This is a genomic window from Streptomyces sporangiiformans (genome assembly GCF_005768555.2).
Taxonomy (GTDB): Bacteria; Actinomycetota; Actinomycetes; order Streptomycetales; family Streptomycetaceae; genus Streptomyces; species Streptomyces sporangiiformans.
In genome coordinates this window covers 1-15,477 of record NZ_VCHX02000299.1, presented here as the reverse complement: position 1 = coordinate 15,477, position 15,477 = coordinate 1, and the positions used below count along the sequence as shown (strand labels likewise).

Annotated in this window: 12 protein-coding genes; 10 read left to right on the top strand and 2 right to left on the bottom strand. The window is 70.4% G+C overall.

Annotation, left to right across the window (positions count from 1 at the left end; all coding sequences use genetic code 11):
• The 7 genes from FGD71_RS37455 to FGD71_RS37425 all read left to right on the top strand — a co-directional run.
• Positions 1 to 1,146, top strand: a 1,146-nt coding sequence (locus FGD71_RS37455; RefSeq protein WP_140936044.1) for a resuscitation-promoting factor, incomplete at its 5' end; no start/stop codon positions are given.
• Positions 1,147 to 1,168: 22 nt separating this feature from the next.
• Positions 1,169 to 2,059 carry a 16S rRNA (adenine(1518)-N(6)/adenine(1519)-N(6))-dimethyltransferase RsmA gene (rsmA, locus tag FGD71_RS37450; RefSeq protein WP_119105008.1) on the top strand — a complete coding sequence of 297 codons (891 nt, stop codon included), beginning with the start codon at positions 1,169 to 1,171 and terminating at the stop codon, positions 2,057 to 2,059.
• On the top strand, positions 2,056 to 2,952 hold the full coding sequence (locus tag FGD71_RS37445; protein WP_119105007.1) for a 4-(cytidine 5'-diphospho)-2-C-methyl-D-erythritol kinase: 897 nt from the start codon (positions 2,056 to 2,058) through the stop codon (positions 2,950 to 2,952). Before rsmA ends, FGD71_RS37445 begins: the two co-directional genes overlap by 4 nt.
• 173 nt (positions 2,953 to 3,125) lie before the next feature.
• Positions 3,126 to 4,934 carry an ABC-F family ATP-binding cassette domain-containing protein gene (locus FGD71_RS37440; protein ID WP_119105006.1) on the top strand — a complete coding sequence of 603 codons (1,809 nt, stop codon included), beginning with the start codon at positions 3,126 to 3,128 and terminating at the stop codon, positions 4,932 to 4,934.
• A 202-nt stretch (positions 4,935 to 5,136) separates the two neighbouring features.
• Positions 5,137 to 6,996: an outer membrane protein assembly factor BamB family protein gene (locus tag FGD71_RS37435; RefSeq protein WP_119105005.1), complete on the top strand. Its 1,860-nt coding sequence runs from the start codon at positions 5,137 to 5,139 to the stop codon at positions 6,994 to 6,996.
• 132 nt (positions 6,997 to 7,128) lie between these two features.
• Complete coding sequence (locus tag FGD71_RS37430; protein WP_119105004.1) at positions 7,129 to 9,012, top strand: outer membrane protein assembly factor BamB family protein; 1,884 nt, start codon at positions 7,129 to 7,131, stop codon at positions 9,010 to 9,012.
• 244 nt (positions 9,013 to 9,256) lie between these two features.
• Positions 9,257 to 9,964: a helix-turn-helix transcriptional regulator gene (locus FGD71_RS37425; RefSeq protein WP_119105003.1), complete on the top strand. Its 708-nt coding sequence runs from the start codon at positions 9,257 to 9,259 to the stop codon at positions 9,962 to 9,964.
• A 32-nt stretch (positions 9,965 to 9,996) separates the two neighbouring features.
• On the opposite strand, the gene FGD71_RS37420 is transcribed toward FGD71_RS37425, so the two are convergent.
• Complete coding sequence (locus FGD71_RS37420) at positions 9,997 to 11,190, bottom strand: serine hydrolase domain-containing protein (protein ID WP_240436960.1); 1,194 nt, start codon at positions 11,188 to 11,190, stop codon at positions 9,997 to 9,999.
• Between the two features lie 101 nt (positions 11,191 to 11,291).
• On the bottom strand, positions 11,292 to 11,966 hold the full coding sequence (locus FGD71_RS37415) for a formylglycine-generating enzyme family protein (RefSeq protein WP_119105001.1): 675 nt from the start codon (positions 11,964 to 11,966) through the stop codon (positions 11,292 to 11,294).
• 224 nt (positions 11,967 to 12,190) lie between these two features.
• Here FGD71_RS37415 and galT point away from each other — a divergent pair, with 224 nt between their 5' ends.
• From galT to galK, 3 genes are read left to right on the top strand one after another with little or no spacing between them, the layout of a single operon-like run.
• On the top strand, positions 12,191 to 13,255 hold the full coding sequence (gene galT, locus FGD71_RS37410; protein ID WP_119105000.1) for a galactose-1-phosphate uridylyltransferase: 1,065 nt from the start codon (positions 12,191 to 12,193) through the stop codon (positions 13,253 to 13,255).
• Positions 13,252 to 14,220 carry a UDP-glucose 4-epimerase GalE gene (gene galE / locus FGD71_RS37405; protein ID WP_119104999.1) on the top strand — a complete coding sequence of 323 codons (969 nt, stop codon included), beginning with the start codon at positions 13,252 to 13,254 and terminating at the stop codon, positions 14,218 to 14,220. The genes galT and galE overlap by 4 nt, the downstream gene beginning before the upstream one ends.
• On the top strand, positions 14,217 to 15,371 hold the full coding sequence (gene galK, locus FGD71_RS37400; RefSeq protein ID WP_119104998.1) for a galactokinase: 1,155 nt from the start codon (positions 14,217 to 14,219) through the stop codon (positions 15,369 to 15,371). The genes galE and galK overlap by 4 nt, the downstream gene beginning before the upstream one ends.
• Positions 15,372 to 15,477 lie beyond the last annotated feature (106 nt).

The window sequence follows — 15,477 nt, the reverse complement described above, 5'->3', positions numbered from 1 at the left end:
GGCCGGGCCGAGGCCCGTCGGGCCGCGCGGCGACGGAAGGCAGCCGCCCGGCGGCCCGACGCGGTGCGGCGGCTGCTGCCGCAGGCGCTGGTCGTGGCGTTCCTCGCGGGCGGCACCACCGCGTTCGTCGCCGACGACAAGGCGATCGTGCTGAGCGTCGACGGCGAGACCCGCACCCTGCACACCTTCGCCGACGACGTGTCCGAACTGCTCGCGGACGAGAGCGTCGAGGCGGGCACCCACGACATCGTGGCGCCCCCGCTCGGCACCGCGCTGGCCAGTGGGGACGAGGTCGCCGTGCGGCACGGCCGGCCCATGCGTCTCACCCTCGACGGGCAGCGGCGCCGGTTGTGGACGACGGCGCTCACGGTGGACGGTGCGCTCCGGCAGCTCGGGGTGCGCGCGGAGGGCGCGTACCTGTCCGCCTCGCGCTCCCGGCGGATCAGCGGCCGGGGGCTCGAACTCGACGTCCGCACCGAGCGGACCGTCACGGTCATGGCGGACGGCCGGGCCCGGACGGTCCGTACGAACGCGGCGACCGTGCGCGAGGCCCTGCAGGACGCCGGGATCACCCTGCGCGGAGAGGACACCACGTCCGTGCCGCCCGGGAGCTTCCCGCGCGACGGTCAGACGGTGACGGTCCTGCGGATCGAGGGCGGCCAGAAGGTCCGCGAGGAACAAATCCCCTTCGACGAGCGGCGGACCAAGGACTCGTCGCTGGCCAAGGGCACGGAGGTCGTCGAGCGCGCCGGCCGGCCGGGCGTGCGACGCGTCACGTACGCCCTGCGCACGGTCAACGGTGTCCGGCAGAAGCCTCGCCGGCTCAGGTCCGAGGTGGTGCGCCGGCCCCGCACACAGATCGTGAAGGTCGGCACGAAGTCACGGCCGTCCTCGGTCCAGGGCGCCGACCACCTGAACTGGCAGGGCCTCGCCGCCTGCGAGTCCGGCGGCCGTCCGGGCGCGGTCGACCCCTCCGGAACCTACGGCGGCCTCTATCAGTTCGACACCCGGACCTGGCACAGCGTCGGCGGCTCCGGCCGGCCCCAGGACGCGTCCGCCGCCGAGCAGACGTACCGCGCGAAGAAGCTGTACGTGCAGCGGGGCACCGCCCCGTGGCCGCACTGCGGGCCCCGACTGCACGGGTGATCGGGCCCCGTACCCTTGGGGCGTGAGCAGCACCGATCCCGAGGCCCTTCTCGGGCCCGCCGACATCCGTGAGCTGGCGGCAGCCCTGGGCGTTCGCCCCACCAAGCAGCGCGGCCAGAACTTCGTCATCGACGCCAACACGGTCCGCCGGATCGTCCGTACCGCTCAGGTGCGCCCCGAGGATGTGGTCGTCGAGGTCGGGCCGGGGCTCGGATCGCTGACCCTGGCGCTGCTGGAGGCCGCGGACCGGGTCACCGCCGTCGAGATCGACGACGTGCTCGCCGGCGCGCTGCCCGCGACGATCGCGGCGCGCATGCCGGAGCGGGCCGAGCGGTTCGCGCTCGTGCACTCCGACGCCCTGCAGGTGACCGAGTTGCCGGGCCCCCCGCCGACCGCCCTCGTCGCGAACCTGCCCTACAACGTCGCCGTCCCCGTGCTGCTGCACATGCTCGACAACTTCCCCAGCATCGAGCGGACGCTCGTGATGGTGCAGTCGGAGGTCGCCGACCGGCTCGCGGCGGCGCCCGGTTCGAAGGTGTACGGGGTGCCGTCGGTGAAGGCCAACTGGTACGCCGACGTCAAGCGGGCCGGCGCCATCGGGCGGAGCGTCTTCTGGCCCGCGCCGAACGTGGACAGCGGGCTCGTCGCGCTCGTCCGGCGCGCGGAGCCCGTCAAGACGACGGCGTCCAAGCGTCAGGTCTTCGCCGTCGTCGACGCGGCCTTCGCCCAGCGGCGCAAGACCCTGCGGGCCGCGCTCGCCGGCTGGGCGGGCTCGGCCGCCGCGGCCGAGGCCGCGCTGGTCGCGGCGGGTGTCTCTCCGCAGGCACGGGGGGAGTCGCTGACGGTGGAGGAGTTCGCACGGATCGCGGAAAACGCGCCTGTCGCGCGGAACAAGGAGCTCGGGCAGCAGTGAGTGTGACGGTACGCGTCCCCGCGAAGGTCAATGTGCAACTGGCCGTGGGCGGCGCCCGCCCCGACGGTTTCCACGACCTGGCCAACGTCTTCCTGGCCGTCGGCCTGTACGACGAGGTCACCGTGAGCCCGGCGGACGAGCTGCGCATCACGTGCGACGGGCCGGATGCGGGTCAGGTCCCCCTGGACCGTACGAACCTGGCGGCCCGCGCGGCTCAGAAGCTGGCCGAGCGCCACGGTCTCGCCCCCGATGTGCACATCCACATCGCCAAGGACATCCCCGTCGCGGGCGGCATGGCGGGCGGCTCCGCCGACGGCGCGGGGGCGCTCCTCGCGTGTGACGCGCTCTGGGGTACGGGGGCCTCGCGGGCCGAACTTCTCGACATCTGCGCCGAGTTGGGCAGTGACGTGCCGTTCAGCCTGTTGGGAGGTGCCGCTCTGGGTACGGGCCGGGGCGAGAAGCTGCGCCCGCTGGAGGTCGGCGGCGGCTTCCACTGGGTGTTCGCCGTGGCCGACGGCGGGCTGTCGACTCCGGCGGTGTACGGCGAGTTCGACCGCCTCAACGAAGGCGTCGAGGTGCCCGAACCCGTCGCGTCCCAGCCGCTCCTGGACGCCCTGGCCAAGGGCGATCCGGCCGCGCTCGCCGCCACCCTCTCCAACGACCTGCAGGCCGCGGCCCTGTCCCTTCGTCCGTCCCTGGCCGACACCCTGGCCGCGGGTACGGCGGCGGGTGCCCTCGCCGGGCTGGTGTCCGGCTCGGGGCCCACGACGGCGTTCCTGACGGTGGACGCGGCCTCGGCGGCGAAGGTCGCCGAGGCCCTGGGCGCCTCCGGCACGTGCCGCATGGCGCGGGTGGCCTCGGGACCTGCGCGGGGAGCTTGCCGCCTCGGCTGACCAGGGGGTTTCCTCGCCCCCGCCGCCCCTACCCTCCCCCAAGCTCTCGGCTTCGCTCGAGCAGGGGGACCCCCATGACGGGCTGGTTGGTGCCGGCCCCCGAGGACGGGAAAAGTTAGGGGCGGCGGGGCGACTACCCTGGAGGGTCGATCGTCCCCCTTGTCAGGAGAGAAATGGCCGTCAACCTGGTCAACGTCGAGAACGTCAGCAAGGTGTACGGCACCCGTGCCCTGCTCGACGGCGTCTCGCTCGGCGTGTCCGAAGGGGACCGGATCGGGGTGGTGGGCCGCAACGGTGACGGCAAGACCACGCTGATCCGGATGCTCGCCAAGCTGGAGGAGGCCGACACCGGTCGCGTCACCCACTCCGGTGGGCTGCACCTCGGCGTGCTCACGCAGCACGACTCGCTGGACCCCGAGGCCACCGTCCGTCACGAGGTCATCCGGGACCTGGCCGACCACGAGTGGGCGGGCAACGCCAAGATCAGGGACGTACTGACCGGACTCTTCGGCGGGCTCGACCTGCCCGGCTTCCCGCAGGGGCTCGACACCGTCATCGGCCCGCTCTCCGGTGGCGAGCGCCGCCGCATCGCGCTGGCCAAGCTGCTCATCGAGGAGCAGGACCTGATCATCCTCGACGAGCCCACGAACCACCTGGATGTGGAAGGGATCGCCTGGCTCGCGCAGCATCTGCGCGAGCGCCGGTCCGCGCTCGTATGCGTCACCCACGACCGCTGGTTCCTCGACCAGGTCTGCACGCGCATGTGGGACGTGCAGAAGGGCGACGTGTACGAGTACGAGGGCGGCTACTCCGACTACGTCTTCGCGCGCGCCGAGCGTGAGCGCATCGCGGCGACGGAGGAGGTCAAGCGGCAGAACCTGGTCAGGAAGGAGCTGGCCTGGCTGCGGCGAGGCGCTCCCGCCCGTACGTCCAAGCCGCGCTTCCGCGTCGAGGCCGCCAACGAGCTGATCGCGGACGTACCGCCGCCGCGCGACAGCAGCGAGCTGATGAAGTTCGCCTCCACCCGGCTCGGCAAGACCGTCTTCGACCTGAAGGACGTCACCGTGCAGGCCGGGCCCAAGGTGCTGCTCAAGCATCTGACCTGGCAGCTCGGCCCGGGGGACCGGATCGGCCTGGTCGGTGTGAACGGCTCCGGGAAGACCTCCCTGCTGCGCGCCATGGCCGACGCGGCGCGCAGTGAGGGCGAGCGGCAGCCGGCGGGCGGCCGGGTCGTCACCGGTAAGACCGTCAAACTCGCCTACCTCTCCCAGGAGGTCGCCGAGCTCGACCCGAACTGGCGTGTCCTGCAAGCCGTTCAGGCGGTTCGCGACCGGGTCGACCTCGGCAAGGGGCGCGAGATGACCGCGGGGCAGCTGTGCGAGACCTTCGGCTTCAGCAAGGAGAAGCAGTGGACGCCCGTCGGAGACCTGAGCGGTGGTGAGCGCCGCCGGCTCCAGCTCCTGCGGCTGCTGATGGACGAGCCCAACGTCCTCTTCCTCGACGAGCCCACCAACGACCTCGACATCGAGACGCTCACCCAGCTCGAGGACGTTCTCGACGGGTGGCCCGGCTCGATGGTCGTGATCTCCCACGACCGTTTCTTCATCGAGCGGACCACCGACAAGGTGTACGCGCTGCTCGGCGACGCCACCCTGCGGATGCTGCCGCGCGGGATCGACGAGTACCTGGAGCGGCGCCACCGGATGGAGGAGGCCGCGGCGGCCTCGGTTCCGGCACCCGCTGCCGAGCGGACGGCGAAGGCGGCCTCCGCTGCCGACACCCGCGCCGCCAAGAAGGAACTCCAGAAGATCGAGCGGCAGTTGGACAAGATCTCCGAGCGGGAGACGAAGCTGCACGGCCAAATCGCCGAGAATGCCACGGACTTCGAGAAGGTGGCCGAACTGGACGCCGAACTGCGGGAACTGGCCACCGGGCGAGAGGACCTGGAGACGCGTTGGCTGGAGCTGGCAGACGACGCGTGAAGAGTGCGTGAAGGAGCGTAACGAGGGCATCACGGGCCGGTCCTCCCTTGGGAACAGGGGTCGACCGGCCCTCAGTTCGAGAACGACAGGGTGATAGAAAGGCCGTCTGAGAACCGTCTGAGTACGACGCTGAGTACAACTCCGTGTTCTCTACGTACTTCTAGGCGTGGCTAAAAATCAGTGAAGAGGGGGAGACGCGCTGATGACTCAGCCGCCCAACCAGCCGCCGCAGGGCGGGTTCGGAGCTCCGCAGGACCAGCCACCGCAGGGAGGTTTCGGCGCCCCACAGAACCCGGACCCGCAGAACGCCGGCCAGGGGACGCCTCCACCGCCGGCGCAGCCGCCGCAGGCGCCGCCGCCTCCGCAGGGCGCGCCGCAGAGCCCACCGCCTCCGCAGGGTGCACCGCCGCAGAACCCGCCCGCGCCCCAGCCCGGTTACGGCTACCCCCAGCAGCCCGGCCCCTACAGCCAGCCCAGCCCGTACGGACAGCCCCAGCAGCCGGGACCGTACGCCCAGCCCGGCCCGTACGGTCAGCCGCAGCAGCCCGGTCCCTACGGTCAGCCCGGCTACGGGTACCCGCAGCAGGCGCAGTTCCCGGGCGCGCCCGGCACTCCGCCGGGCGGTGGCCCGCGCAATCCCTTCAAGGGCAAGCCCGCGATGATCATCGGGGCCGCGCTGGCCGCGGCGCTCGTCATCGGCGGCACCGTGTGGGCGGTCTCCGGCAGCGGTGACGACGACAAGAAGCCCGTCGTGGGGAAGAGCAAGGACGCCAAGCCCTCCGCCGACGACGAACCGGTCAACCCCGGTGACGGTGACGGCAACGGCGACTCGGACCCCGAGGACCTCAACGCGGGCCGTCAGGCGGGCGAGTCGAAGGTGCTCTGGTACAAGGAGGCGCCCGACGCGCCCGGTTCCGGCGCCGACGCCCCCGGCCAGTGGGTCACCGACAAGACCGCGGTGAAGGCCGCGTACAAGCAGCTCTTCGCGTACAACGTCAGCGACGGCAAGCCGACTTGGCCCGAGATCACGTTCCCGCAGAAGATCTGCGCGGTCACCCCGCAGAAGACGGCCGACAACAAGATCGTCGTGGCGTACATGGACGGCGTCAGCGAGCGGGCCAACTGCAACCAGCTGCAGGAGATCGACCTCAACACCGGCAAGAAGGGCTGGAAGGAGGAGGTCGCGGAGGGCGAGCTCTTCGACAGCACGCTGCAGCTCGGGCTGACCATCAGCGGCGACACATTGATGGTGGCCCGCTCGCAGTCCGGGACGGCGTACAACGTCAAGACCGGCGCCAAGAAGTGGGACAAGAAGAAGTACGGCTCCGCCTGCTTCCCGTCCGCGTTCGCGGGCGGCAGCAAGCTCATCGCCGTCTCGTCGTGCGCGGCCAGCACCGACAACGAGCACGACGAGGTACAGGAGCTCGACCCGGCGACGGGCAGCGCCAAGTGGACCAAGAAGATCCCCAAGGGCTGGCAGGTCGCGCGGACCTACTCCGTAGATCCCGTCGTTCTCTACCTCACCAACGAGGACAAGAAGCAGTGGAACATCTCCACGCTGAAGAACGGCAGCAGCACGGTCCGCTCGCAGGTCGACGTCGACGAGTCCTTCGCGCCGGAGTGCGGTTGGGCGATCCTCTCGCGTGATCTGCAGGGCTGCCAGGGCGTCGCGGTCGACGCGAACACGCTCTACCTGCCGACCGAGGCGACGACCGGCGCGAACGAGGTCGTCGCGATCAACCTGGAGACCGGCAAGGAGAAGTGGCGGACCAAGTCCCCGCTGGACGAGTCGATGCTGCCGCTGAAGATGGATGGCACGAACCTCATCGCGTACGTACAGCCGTCGTACGACGCGGGCGGCCGGATCGTCTCCATCCCGACGACGGGCAGCTCACACACGCCGAAGAAGCTGCTGCAGAACCCGCAGGGCACCGCGGACATCGAGAACGGCTTCTACTCGAAGGCCGTGGACTACGTGGACGGGCGCTTCTACATCTCCACCACCCGGCTGAACGGCAATGACCAGTCGAAGGAAAAGCTGATGCTGGCCTTCGGCAAGTGACCGGATGACCAGGGGGTGTCGTTCGATCACCCCCTGGCCGTCCTGCCGTCCCCGCCTGCCGTCCCCGTCTGCCGGCTCGTCCGGCATCCCTTGTCTTCTCCGACTTCTCCCAGTTCTCCGAGGTAACCCGTCATGAGTCAGCCGCCGCCCCCGCCGCCCAACCAGCCGCCGCAGGAAGGTGGTTTCGGCGCTCCCCAGGACCCGCCGCCGGGTGGCTTCGGGGCTCCCCAGGACCCGCCGCCCGGTGGTTTCGGGGCTCCGCAGAGCCCGCCGCCGGGTGGTTACGGCACGCCGGCCGCGCCGCCGAACAGCCCGCCCCCGCCGGGACCGGGCTACGGCTACCCGCAGGCACCCCCGCCGCAGACGCCGCCGCAGACCCCACCGCAGACTCCGCCCCAGGCCCCGCCTCCGGCGGCCCCGCCGCAGCAGTACGGCTACCCGCAACAGCAGCCGCAGATGCAGCCGCCGGGCCAGCCGCCCGGTTACGGCTACCCGGGCCAGCCGCCCCAGTACGGCTACCCGCAGGCGACCATGCCGCTCCAGCCGCAGGCCCAGGGCGGGAGCGGCGGCGGGCGGAAGCTCAACGCGCAGATGGTCATCATCGTCGCGGCCGTCGCGGCGATCGCCCTCATCGTCGGCGGCGGCGTCTGGTACGCGTCCTCGTCCGGCAAGGACGACGACAAGAACGCCTCGGGCTCGTCCGGCGGAACCGGCGGCAAGGACGACAACGGCGGCAAGGACGCTCCGGGCGGAGGCGGCTCGGAGAAGGTGCCGTCCAACACGAGCGCCAAGCTGCTCTTCCAGGTGCCCGCGGCCGAGGTGCCCAAGGAGGACGTCTGGAGCGTCGAGGGCTCCTGGCTGACGGACAAGGTGTACGCCAAGTCGGGCATCAACGAGGTCATCGGTTACGACGCCGCCACCGGCAAGAAGTCCTGGACGCTGCCGCTGACCGGCCAGACCTGCGCGGGCTCGCCCGAGGTCACCAAGGACGGCGTGGCCGTGGTGGTCGCCGAGGAGTCCAAGCGCAGCAAGACCAACAAGTACCCGCAGTGCACCGAGGTCACGGCCTTCAACCTGAACACCGGCGACAAGCTCTGGACGAAGTCCGTCACCTCCAATGGTGATCAGAAGGCCACTTTCAAGGAAGCCAGCATCACCGGCACCACGGCCGCCGTGGGCTCCGGCCTCAACGGCGGTGCGGCCTTCGACATCACGTCCGGCAAGATCCTGTGGCAGCCGAAGGTCGAGGAATGCGAGGACGTCGGCTACCGCGGCGGTGAGCAGCTGGTCGCCGTGCGCAAGTGCGGTGAGTACGGCAACGAGAAGTACGAGGTCCAGCTGCTCGACCCGAAGACGGGCACCGTCAAGTGGACGTACAAGCTCCCCTCGGGCATCGACAACGCCAAGGTGATCTCCACCAAGCCGGTCGTCTTCGGCGTGGACTCCGGGAGCGAGCCCACCCTGACCGGCACCTCGGACATCTTCTCGCTGGACGACAACGGCAAGCTGCGCGTCAAGATCGCGATGCCGGAGGAACAGTACGAGCACGACTGCGACTACGGCGAGATCCACGGCTGCAAGGGGATCACCGTCGGCAACGACAAGCTGTACGTCCCGACCAAGCGGCACGACGGCACCAAGGAGTACAGCCAGACCAACGAGGTCGTCGCCTTCTCGCTGGCCACGGGCAAGACCACCGGTGACCGCGCCGACGCCGGTGACGACTACGAGATCTTCCCGATCCGGATGGACGGCGGCAACATCATCGCGTACAAGCAGGGCCCCTACGACAAGGGTTCCCAGGTCGTCTCCATCGACGGCGGCAGCTTCAAGCAGACCAAGCTCCTGGAGACGCCGGCCACCAGGCCGGTCCGTGACGCGATCAGCAGCATGTCGCCGATGCGCTCCGAGATGCTCTACACCAATGGCCGTCTCTTCATGGGCCAGGACCTGATCAGCAAGCCGTCGACCTCAGACAGGGAGAACTACACGGCGATCGGATTCGGCGCACAGTAGGCCCTGCGTCGATCAAGAGGCCGCACGTCGATCACGGCCCCGTCCCTGCTCAGGGGCGGGGCCGTACCCGTACCGTCCATTGCTGTGGAATGCGAGGAATTTCGGCAATCCGGGGCACTTCTCACCGGTAGGGGAAGCGCAACGTCGAACAAGCGTGTAGCTTCCGGGGATGGAGAGCCGGGGGGCTGCTCCTATCCATGGGGTACCCGTAGGGATCCTTGGGGGGACTGGGGGGTTGGGCTCGATGGGAGTGCGGCTCATGGTGGTCGACGACCACCGTTTGCTCGCCGAGGCGCTGGCCTCGGCGTTGAAGCTGCGCGGGCACCGTGTGCTGGCCGCGGCGGCGCCCGCCGCGGGGGCGGCGGAACTGGTGATCACGAGGGCGCCCGAGGTGTGCCTCATCGGCACGGCCACGCCCGCCGAACCGGGCATCTTCGACCCGGTGGTGCGGATCAAGCGGGAGCGGCCGCAGGTCGCGGTACTGGTGCTGGGCCCGGTACCCAACCCGAGAGGCATCGCCGCGGCCTTCGCCGCCGGCGCCTCCGGTTACGTACGGCACGACGAGCGGATCGAGGGCGTCGAGCGCGCCATCATGAAGGCGCGGGCGGGGGAGGCGGCCGTGGCGCCGCAGCTTCTGCAGCAGGCTTTCAGTGAGCTGCTCAATCCGGCCGCGCAGCCCGACGACGAGGGCCAGCGGCTGCTCCAGATGCTGACGCCGCGGGAGGTCGAGGTGCTGGTGAGAGTCGCGGACGGCGAGGACACACGCCTCATCGCGGCCGGCATGGGCATCGCCCCCAGCACCGCGCGCACACATGTGCAGCGGGTCCTGATGAAGCTGGGCGTGGGCTCACGCCTGGAGGCTGCGGCACTGGCGGCCCGCACCGGCCTGCTGGACCGGGCCGGCCCGGTGCCGCACTCACCTCCGGAGACGGGCACAGGGCCGGAGTCGTAGCAACTGTCCGTAGTCGTGGCAACGTTCCGTGCCTACTCGCGCGACCGCGCGCACAGGGCGTGGTCGATCAGGTCGGTGATGCCCTGGATCTGGCGTACGGCCGTCTTCTCGTCGGCGGGCCGACTGTGGACGGCGACCGTGACAGAGGTCCGGCCGTCGGGCGTGGTCGCGGGCCACGCCAGGTAACCGAATCCGCTGCCGCTGTGGCCCCAGTAGCCGCCGCCGCAGGTCAGCGGGGTCCATTCGAGACCCAGCCCGTAGCGCTCGCCCGGCACTTCTCCGGGGGCGTCGGGTACGTCGACCGTGCGTCGCATCTCGGCGAGTTGGGCGGGGGCGAGAAGCCTGCCGCTCAGGAGGGCCGAGAAGAAGCGGTTGGTGTCGGCGGTCGTGCTGATGATCGAGCCGTCGGCGTCTCCGTCGAAGGGGAGATAGGCGATGGTCGTGTCCGTCATCGTGCCGGAGCCTGGTCCGGACTGGTCGAACTGCTGGTAGTTACGGGCGTGGGGGCGCGGGAGATAGGGGTTGCCGCCCGGCAGGTGGGTGCGCGTGAGGTGGAGCGGGCGCACGATGCGTGACTTCACCTCCTGGTCCCAGGACCTGCCGGTGACCGCCTTGATCACCATCCCGGCCAGGATGTAGTTGGTGTTGGAGTACTCCCACCGTGTCCCCGGCTCGAAGGCCGGCGGGTGCGTCATGGCGAACGCGACGCGTTGTTCCGATGTGTACGTCGTCCAGCGGTGCTTGCGGTATCCGGCCGCGCTCATCTCGGGCAGGACGTCCGCGATGTAGTCGGGCAGACCGCTAGTGTGCTGGAGGAGCTGGCGGACGGTGATACGGCGGCCGTCATTGCCGTGGCCGCGGACCACACCCGGCAGCCACCTCTCAACGGTGTCGTCGAGGGACATCCGCCGCTCGCCGACGAGTTGGAGGAGGACGGTCGCGACGTACGTCTTCGTGGTGCTGCCGATGCGGATGTATTCGGCGGGAGGTACCGGGGCCTGGGTGGCGAGGTCGGCCACTCCGCTGCGGACGGTTCTGGTGTTGCGGGGTGTTTCGAGGCGTACGGACACCCCGGTCACGCCGGAGTCGCGCACCGCGTCGGCGTCTCGTTGCAGGCTGGATGACTCCGCGTGTGCGCGGGCCGGGGCGAGGGCCGCCAGGAGCGCGAGGGCGACGGCCGCCGCCGCGGTGGCTCGGCGGGCGGTGTGGGGGATGGCCATGGGCATGGGATCACCGTAGGAACGCCCGTTCCAAGCCCACCATCCGGCAAACCCCCACGTCTCGCCGGGGGTTTGCCTCAGCCGGTCGTACACAGGCAGCCGTCGAATCAGCCCGGGAGAGATCGCGCGATGCGGAACCCCACGTCGTCGACCCGGAAGGTCGGGTGGCTGCGGCGGCGCACGGACGCCCGGCAGCTCCAGTGCTCGTCGAACCAGCCGCCGCCGCGGAGCACCCGGTAGGCGCCGTAGACCTCGGCGTCGTAGAGGTCCCAGCACCACTCCCAGACGTTGCCGAGCATGTCGTACAGGCCCCATGGGTTGGGCCGCTTGCCGCCCACGTCGTGGACTCGCTCCTGCGAATTGCCGCGGTACCAAGCGATGTCGTCGAGTGACCCGTAACGCGGTCCGGTCGTCCCGGCACGGCAGGCATGTTCCCACTCGGCCTCGGTCGGCAGCCTGTACCCATCGGCGGACGCGTCCCACTCGATGCCTTCGCCGTCGGCATGGAAGTGGTAGGCGGGCATGAACCCGTCGCGTTGCGACAGGGCGTTGCAGAACCGGACCGCGTCGCTCCAGCTGACCTCCCCGACGGGCAGTCGGTCCCCTTGGGTGGTGCCCGGTCGCCGGCCGGTGATCTGTGTGTAGAGCGACTGGGTGACCGGGAACGCCGTGAGTCGGTAGGGCGCGAGCTCGACCGACCAACTGCGTTGTGTCCGCCGGTCCGACAGCGTTACCTGCCCCGGAGGGACAGCGACCATCTCGCTTTCTGCACCCGCGTCCATGAGCAGGTGATCTTACCGGCGCCGCCCATGTCGCCGGGTTCAGCCTCAGTCGTGCTGACCCGATGCCCGCCCGAACCGGATCAGTGCGGAAGCTACGCCTCCAGATTCAAGAACTGAACACATGGTTTGGTGTTCTTTGTTTGATTGTGATGTTGACTGACGTGGTGAGTTGTGCTTTCTTGTGTTTGGTTCTGTTTGATGGGTGCAGCACAGGGAGCCCGACAGTGAAGAAGACCTCGACCCGGCTGGCCGACGGTCGCGAGCTCATCTACTACGACGCGCGTGACGACGCGGTCCGCGACGCGGTCGACCGCAGGCCGCTCGACCCGACCGTCACCACCTCGGAGACCCGCCGCGACCCGCTGCTCGGCGACTCGGTCGCGATCGCCTCCCACCGCCAGGGCCGCACCTACCACCCGCCGGCGAACGAGTGCCCCCTGTGCCCCTCGTCCGGTGACAGGCTCAGCGAGATACCGGACTCCTCGTACGACGTCGCGGTCTTCGAGAACCGCTTCCCCTCGCTGGCCGGGGACTCCGGCCGCTGCGAGGTCGTCTGCTTCACCTCCGACCACGACGCGTCCTTCGCGGACCTCACCGAGGAGCAGGCGGGCCTGGTTCTCGACGCGTGGACCGACCGCACCGCCGAGCTGTCCCACCTGCCCTCCGTCGAGCAGGTCTTCTGCTTCGAGAATCGCGGCGCCGAGATCGGCGTGACCCTCGGGCACCCGCACGGCCAGATCTACGCCTACCCCTTCACCACGCCGCGCACGGCCCTGATGCTGCGCTCGCTCGCGGCGCACAAGGAGGCGACGGGCGGGGCGAACCTCTTCGACGACGTGGTCGCCCGCGAGCTGTCCGACGGCGACCGGATCGTGCTGGACGCCGAACACTGGGTCGCCTTCGTGCCGTACGCGGCGCACTGGCCGTACGAGGTGCACCTCTACCCCAAGCACCGGGTCGCCGACCTGCTCGCGCTCGACGACGCGGCACGCACAGAATTCCCCCAGGTGTATCTGGAACTCTTGAGGCGCTTCGACCGGATCTTCGGTGAGAGTGAGCCTCCGACGCCGTACATCGCCGCCTGGCATCAGGCGCCGTTCGGCACGCTGGAGGAGTTCGAGGGCGTCAGCCGTGACGACTTCGCGCTCCACCTCGAGCTTTTCACCATCCGCCGCACTTCCGGCAAGCTGAAGTTTCTCGCGGGTTCCGAGTCCGGCATGAACGTGTTCATCAACGACGTGCCGCCGGAAACCGCGGCCCAGCGACTGCGAGAGGTAGCGAGTTCATGAGTGGGAAGTACCTGGTCACCGGCGGCGCGGGTTACGTCGGCAGCGTGGTCGCGCAGCATCTGCTTCAGGCGGGCCACGAGGTCGTCGTCCTCGACAACCTGTCGACCGGCTTCCGCGAGGGCGTCCCGGCGGGTGCTTCCTTCATCGAGGGCGACATCCGCGATGCCGCCAAGTGGCTGGACTCCTCCTTCGACGCGGTGCTGCACTTCGCCGCTTTCTCGCAGGTCGGCGAGTCCGTCGTGAAGCCCGAGAAGTACTGGGACAACAACGTCGGCGGCACGATGGCGCTGCTGGCCGCCATGCGCGCGGCGGGCGTCCGCAAGCTGGTCTTCTCCTCCACCGCCGCCACGTACGGCGAGCCCGAGGAAACCCCGATCGTCGAGACCGCGCCGACGTCACCGACGAACCCGTACGGCGCCTCGAAGCTCGCCGTCGACCACATGATCACCGGCGAGGCGGCCGCGCACGGCCTGGGCGCGGTGTCGCTGCGCTACTTCAACGTGGCGGGCGCGTACGGCAGCTGCGGTGAGCGGCACGACCCCGAGTCGCACCTCATCCCGCTGGTGCTCCAGGTCGCCCAGGGCCGCCGGGAGGCCATCTCGGTGTTCGGCGACGACTACCCCACGCCCGACGGCACCTGCATCCGCGACTACATCCACGTGGCGGACCTGGCGGAGGCCCACCTGCTGGCCGTCGAGGCGGCCACGCCGGGCGAACACCTGATCTGCAACCTCGGCAACGGCAACGGCTTCTCTGTTCGCGAGGTCATCGAGACCGTCCGCAAGGTCACCGGCCACCCGATCCCCGAGGTGATGGCCCCGCGTCGCGGCGGCGACCCGGCGGTGCTGGTGGCCTCGGCGCAGTCGGCCCGTGAACGGCTCGGCTGGAACCCGTCCCGCGCGGACCTCGCGGGCATCGTGGCGGACGCGTGGGAGTTCGCGCAGAACAGGGAGAGTGGATCGTGAGCATCGCCGAGCTCGCCGAGCGGTTCGAGGAGCTGTACGCGCGCGCCCCCGAAGGTGTCTGGGCGGCGCCGGGGCGGGTCAACCTGATCGGTGAGCACACCGACTACAACGACGGCTTCGTGATGCCCTTCGCGCTGCCGCACACCACGGTCGCCGCCGTGGCCCGGCGCGAGGACGGCGTGCTGCGCCTGCACTCGGCCGACGTCGAGGGCGGCGCCGTCGAACTGCGCGTCGACGAGCTCGCTCCGCGGTCCGACCAGGACTGGACGGCGTACCCGGCGGGCGTGGTGTGGGCACTGCGCGAGGCGGGCCACGCCGTGACCGGCGCGGACATCCACCTGACCTCCACGGTCCCCACGGGCGCGGGCCTGTCCTCCTCGGCGGCCCTGGAGGTCGTCACGGCCCTGGCCCTCGACGAGCTGTACGGGCTCGGCATCGAGGGCCCGCAGCTGGCCCTCCTGTGCCGGCGCGCCGAGAACGAGTACGTCGGGGCACCCACCGGGATCATGGACCAGACGGCGTCCGCCTGCTGCACGGACGGCCATGCCCTGTTCCTCGACACCCGTGACCTCGCCCAGCGGCAGATCCCCTTCGACCTGGCGGCCGAGGGCATGCGGCTGCTGGTCGTCGACACGCGCGTCAAGCACTCGCACAGCAACGGCGAGTACGGCAAGCGGCGGGCCGGCTGCGAGAAGGGCGCGGCGCTGCTCGGTGTCGACGCCCTGCGGGACGTGGCGTACGACGAGCTGGACGCGGCGCTGGAGCGCTTGGGCGACGAGGAAGAAGTACGCCGCCTGGTGCGCCACATCGTGACGGAGAACCATCGCGTGGAGCGGGTCGTGTCGTTGCTGAAGGCGGGCGACACACGGGCGATCGGGCCGGTGCTCAACGAGGGGCACGTGTCCCTCCGGGACGACTTCCGCATCTCCTGCCCGGAGCTGGACCTGGTCGTCGACACGGCGCTGGCGGCCGGTGCGGTGGGTGCCCGTATGACGGGCGGCGGCTTCGGGGGCTCGGCGATCGTGCTCGCGGAGGCGGCGGATGTGGACACGATCACCAAGGCGGTGGAGGAGGCCTTCGCCGCGGCGGGCTTCAAGGCGCCTCGGTCGTTCACGGCGGTGCCGTCGGCGGGGGCGCGACGCCTCGGCTGACCAGGGGGTTTCCTCGCCCCCGCCGCCCCTACCCGTCCCATCCTCTTCCTGGGGGCTGCGCCCCCAGACCCCCGCCATCGGCCTGAACGGCCTCGTCCTCAAGCGC

Excerpts from the sequence above, each read along its gene's own strand:
- FGD71_RS37440 (WP_119105006.1), top strand. The coding sequence starts at position 3,126 with ATGGCCGTCAACCTGGTCAACGTCGAGAACGTCAGCAAGGTGTACGGC.
- FGD71_RS37425 (WP_119105003.1), top strand. The coding sequence starts at position 9,257 with ATGGGAGTGCGGCTCATGGTGGTCGACGACCACCGTTTGCTCGCCGAG.
- FGD71_RS37415 (WP_119105001.1), bottom strand. The coding sequence starts at position 11,966 with ATGGACGCGGGTGCAGAAAGCGAGATGGTCGCTGTCCCTCCGGGGCAG.
- FGD71_RS37430 (WP_119105004.1), top strand. The coding sequence starts at position 7,129 with ATGAGTCAGCCGCCGCCCCCGCCGCCCAACCAGCCGCCGCAGGAAGGT.
- FGD71_RS37420 (WP_240436960.1), bottom strand. The coding sequence starts at position 11,190 with ATGCCCATGGCCATCCCCCACACCGCCCGCCGAGCCACCGCGGCGGCG.
- FGD71_RS37435 (WP_119105005.1), top strand. The coding sequence starts at position 5,137 with ATGACTCAGCCGCCCAACCAGCCGCCGCAGGGCGGGTTCGGAGCTCCG.
- galE (WP_119104999.1), top strand. The coding sequence starts at position 13,252 with ATGAGTGGGAAGTACCTGGTCACCGGCGGCGCGGGTTACGTCGGCAGC.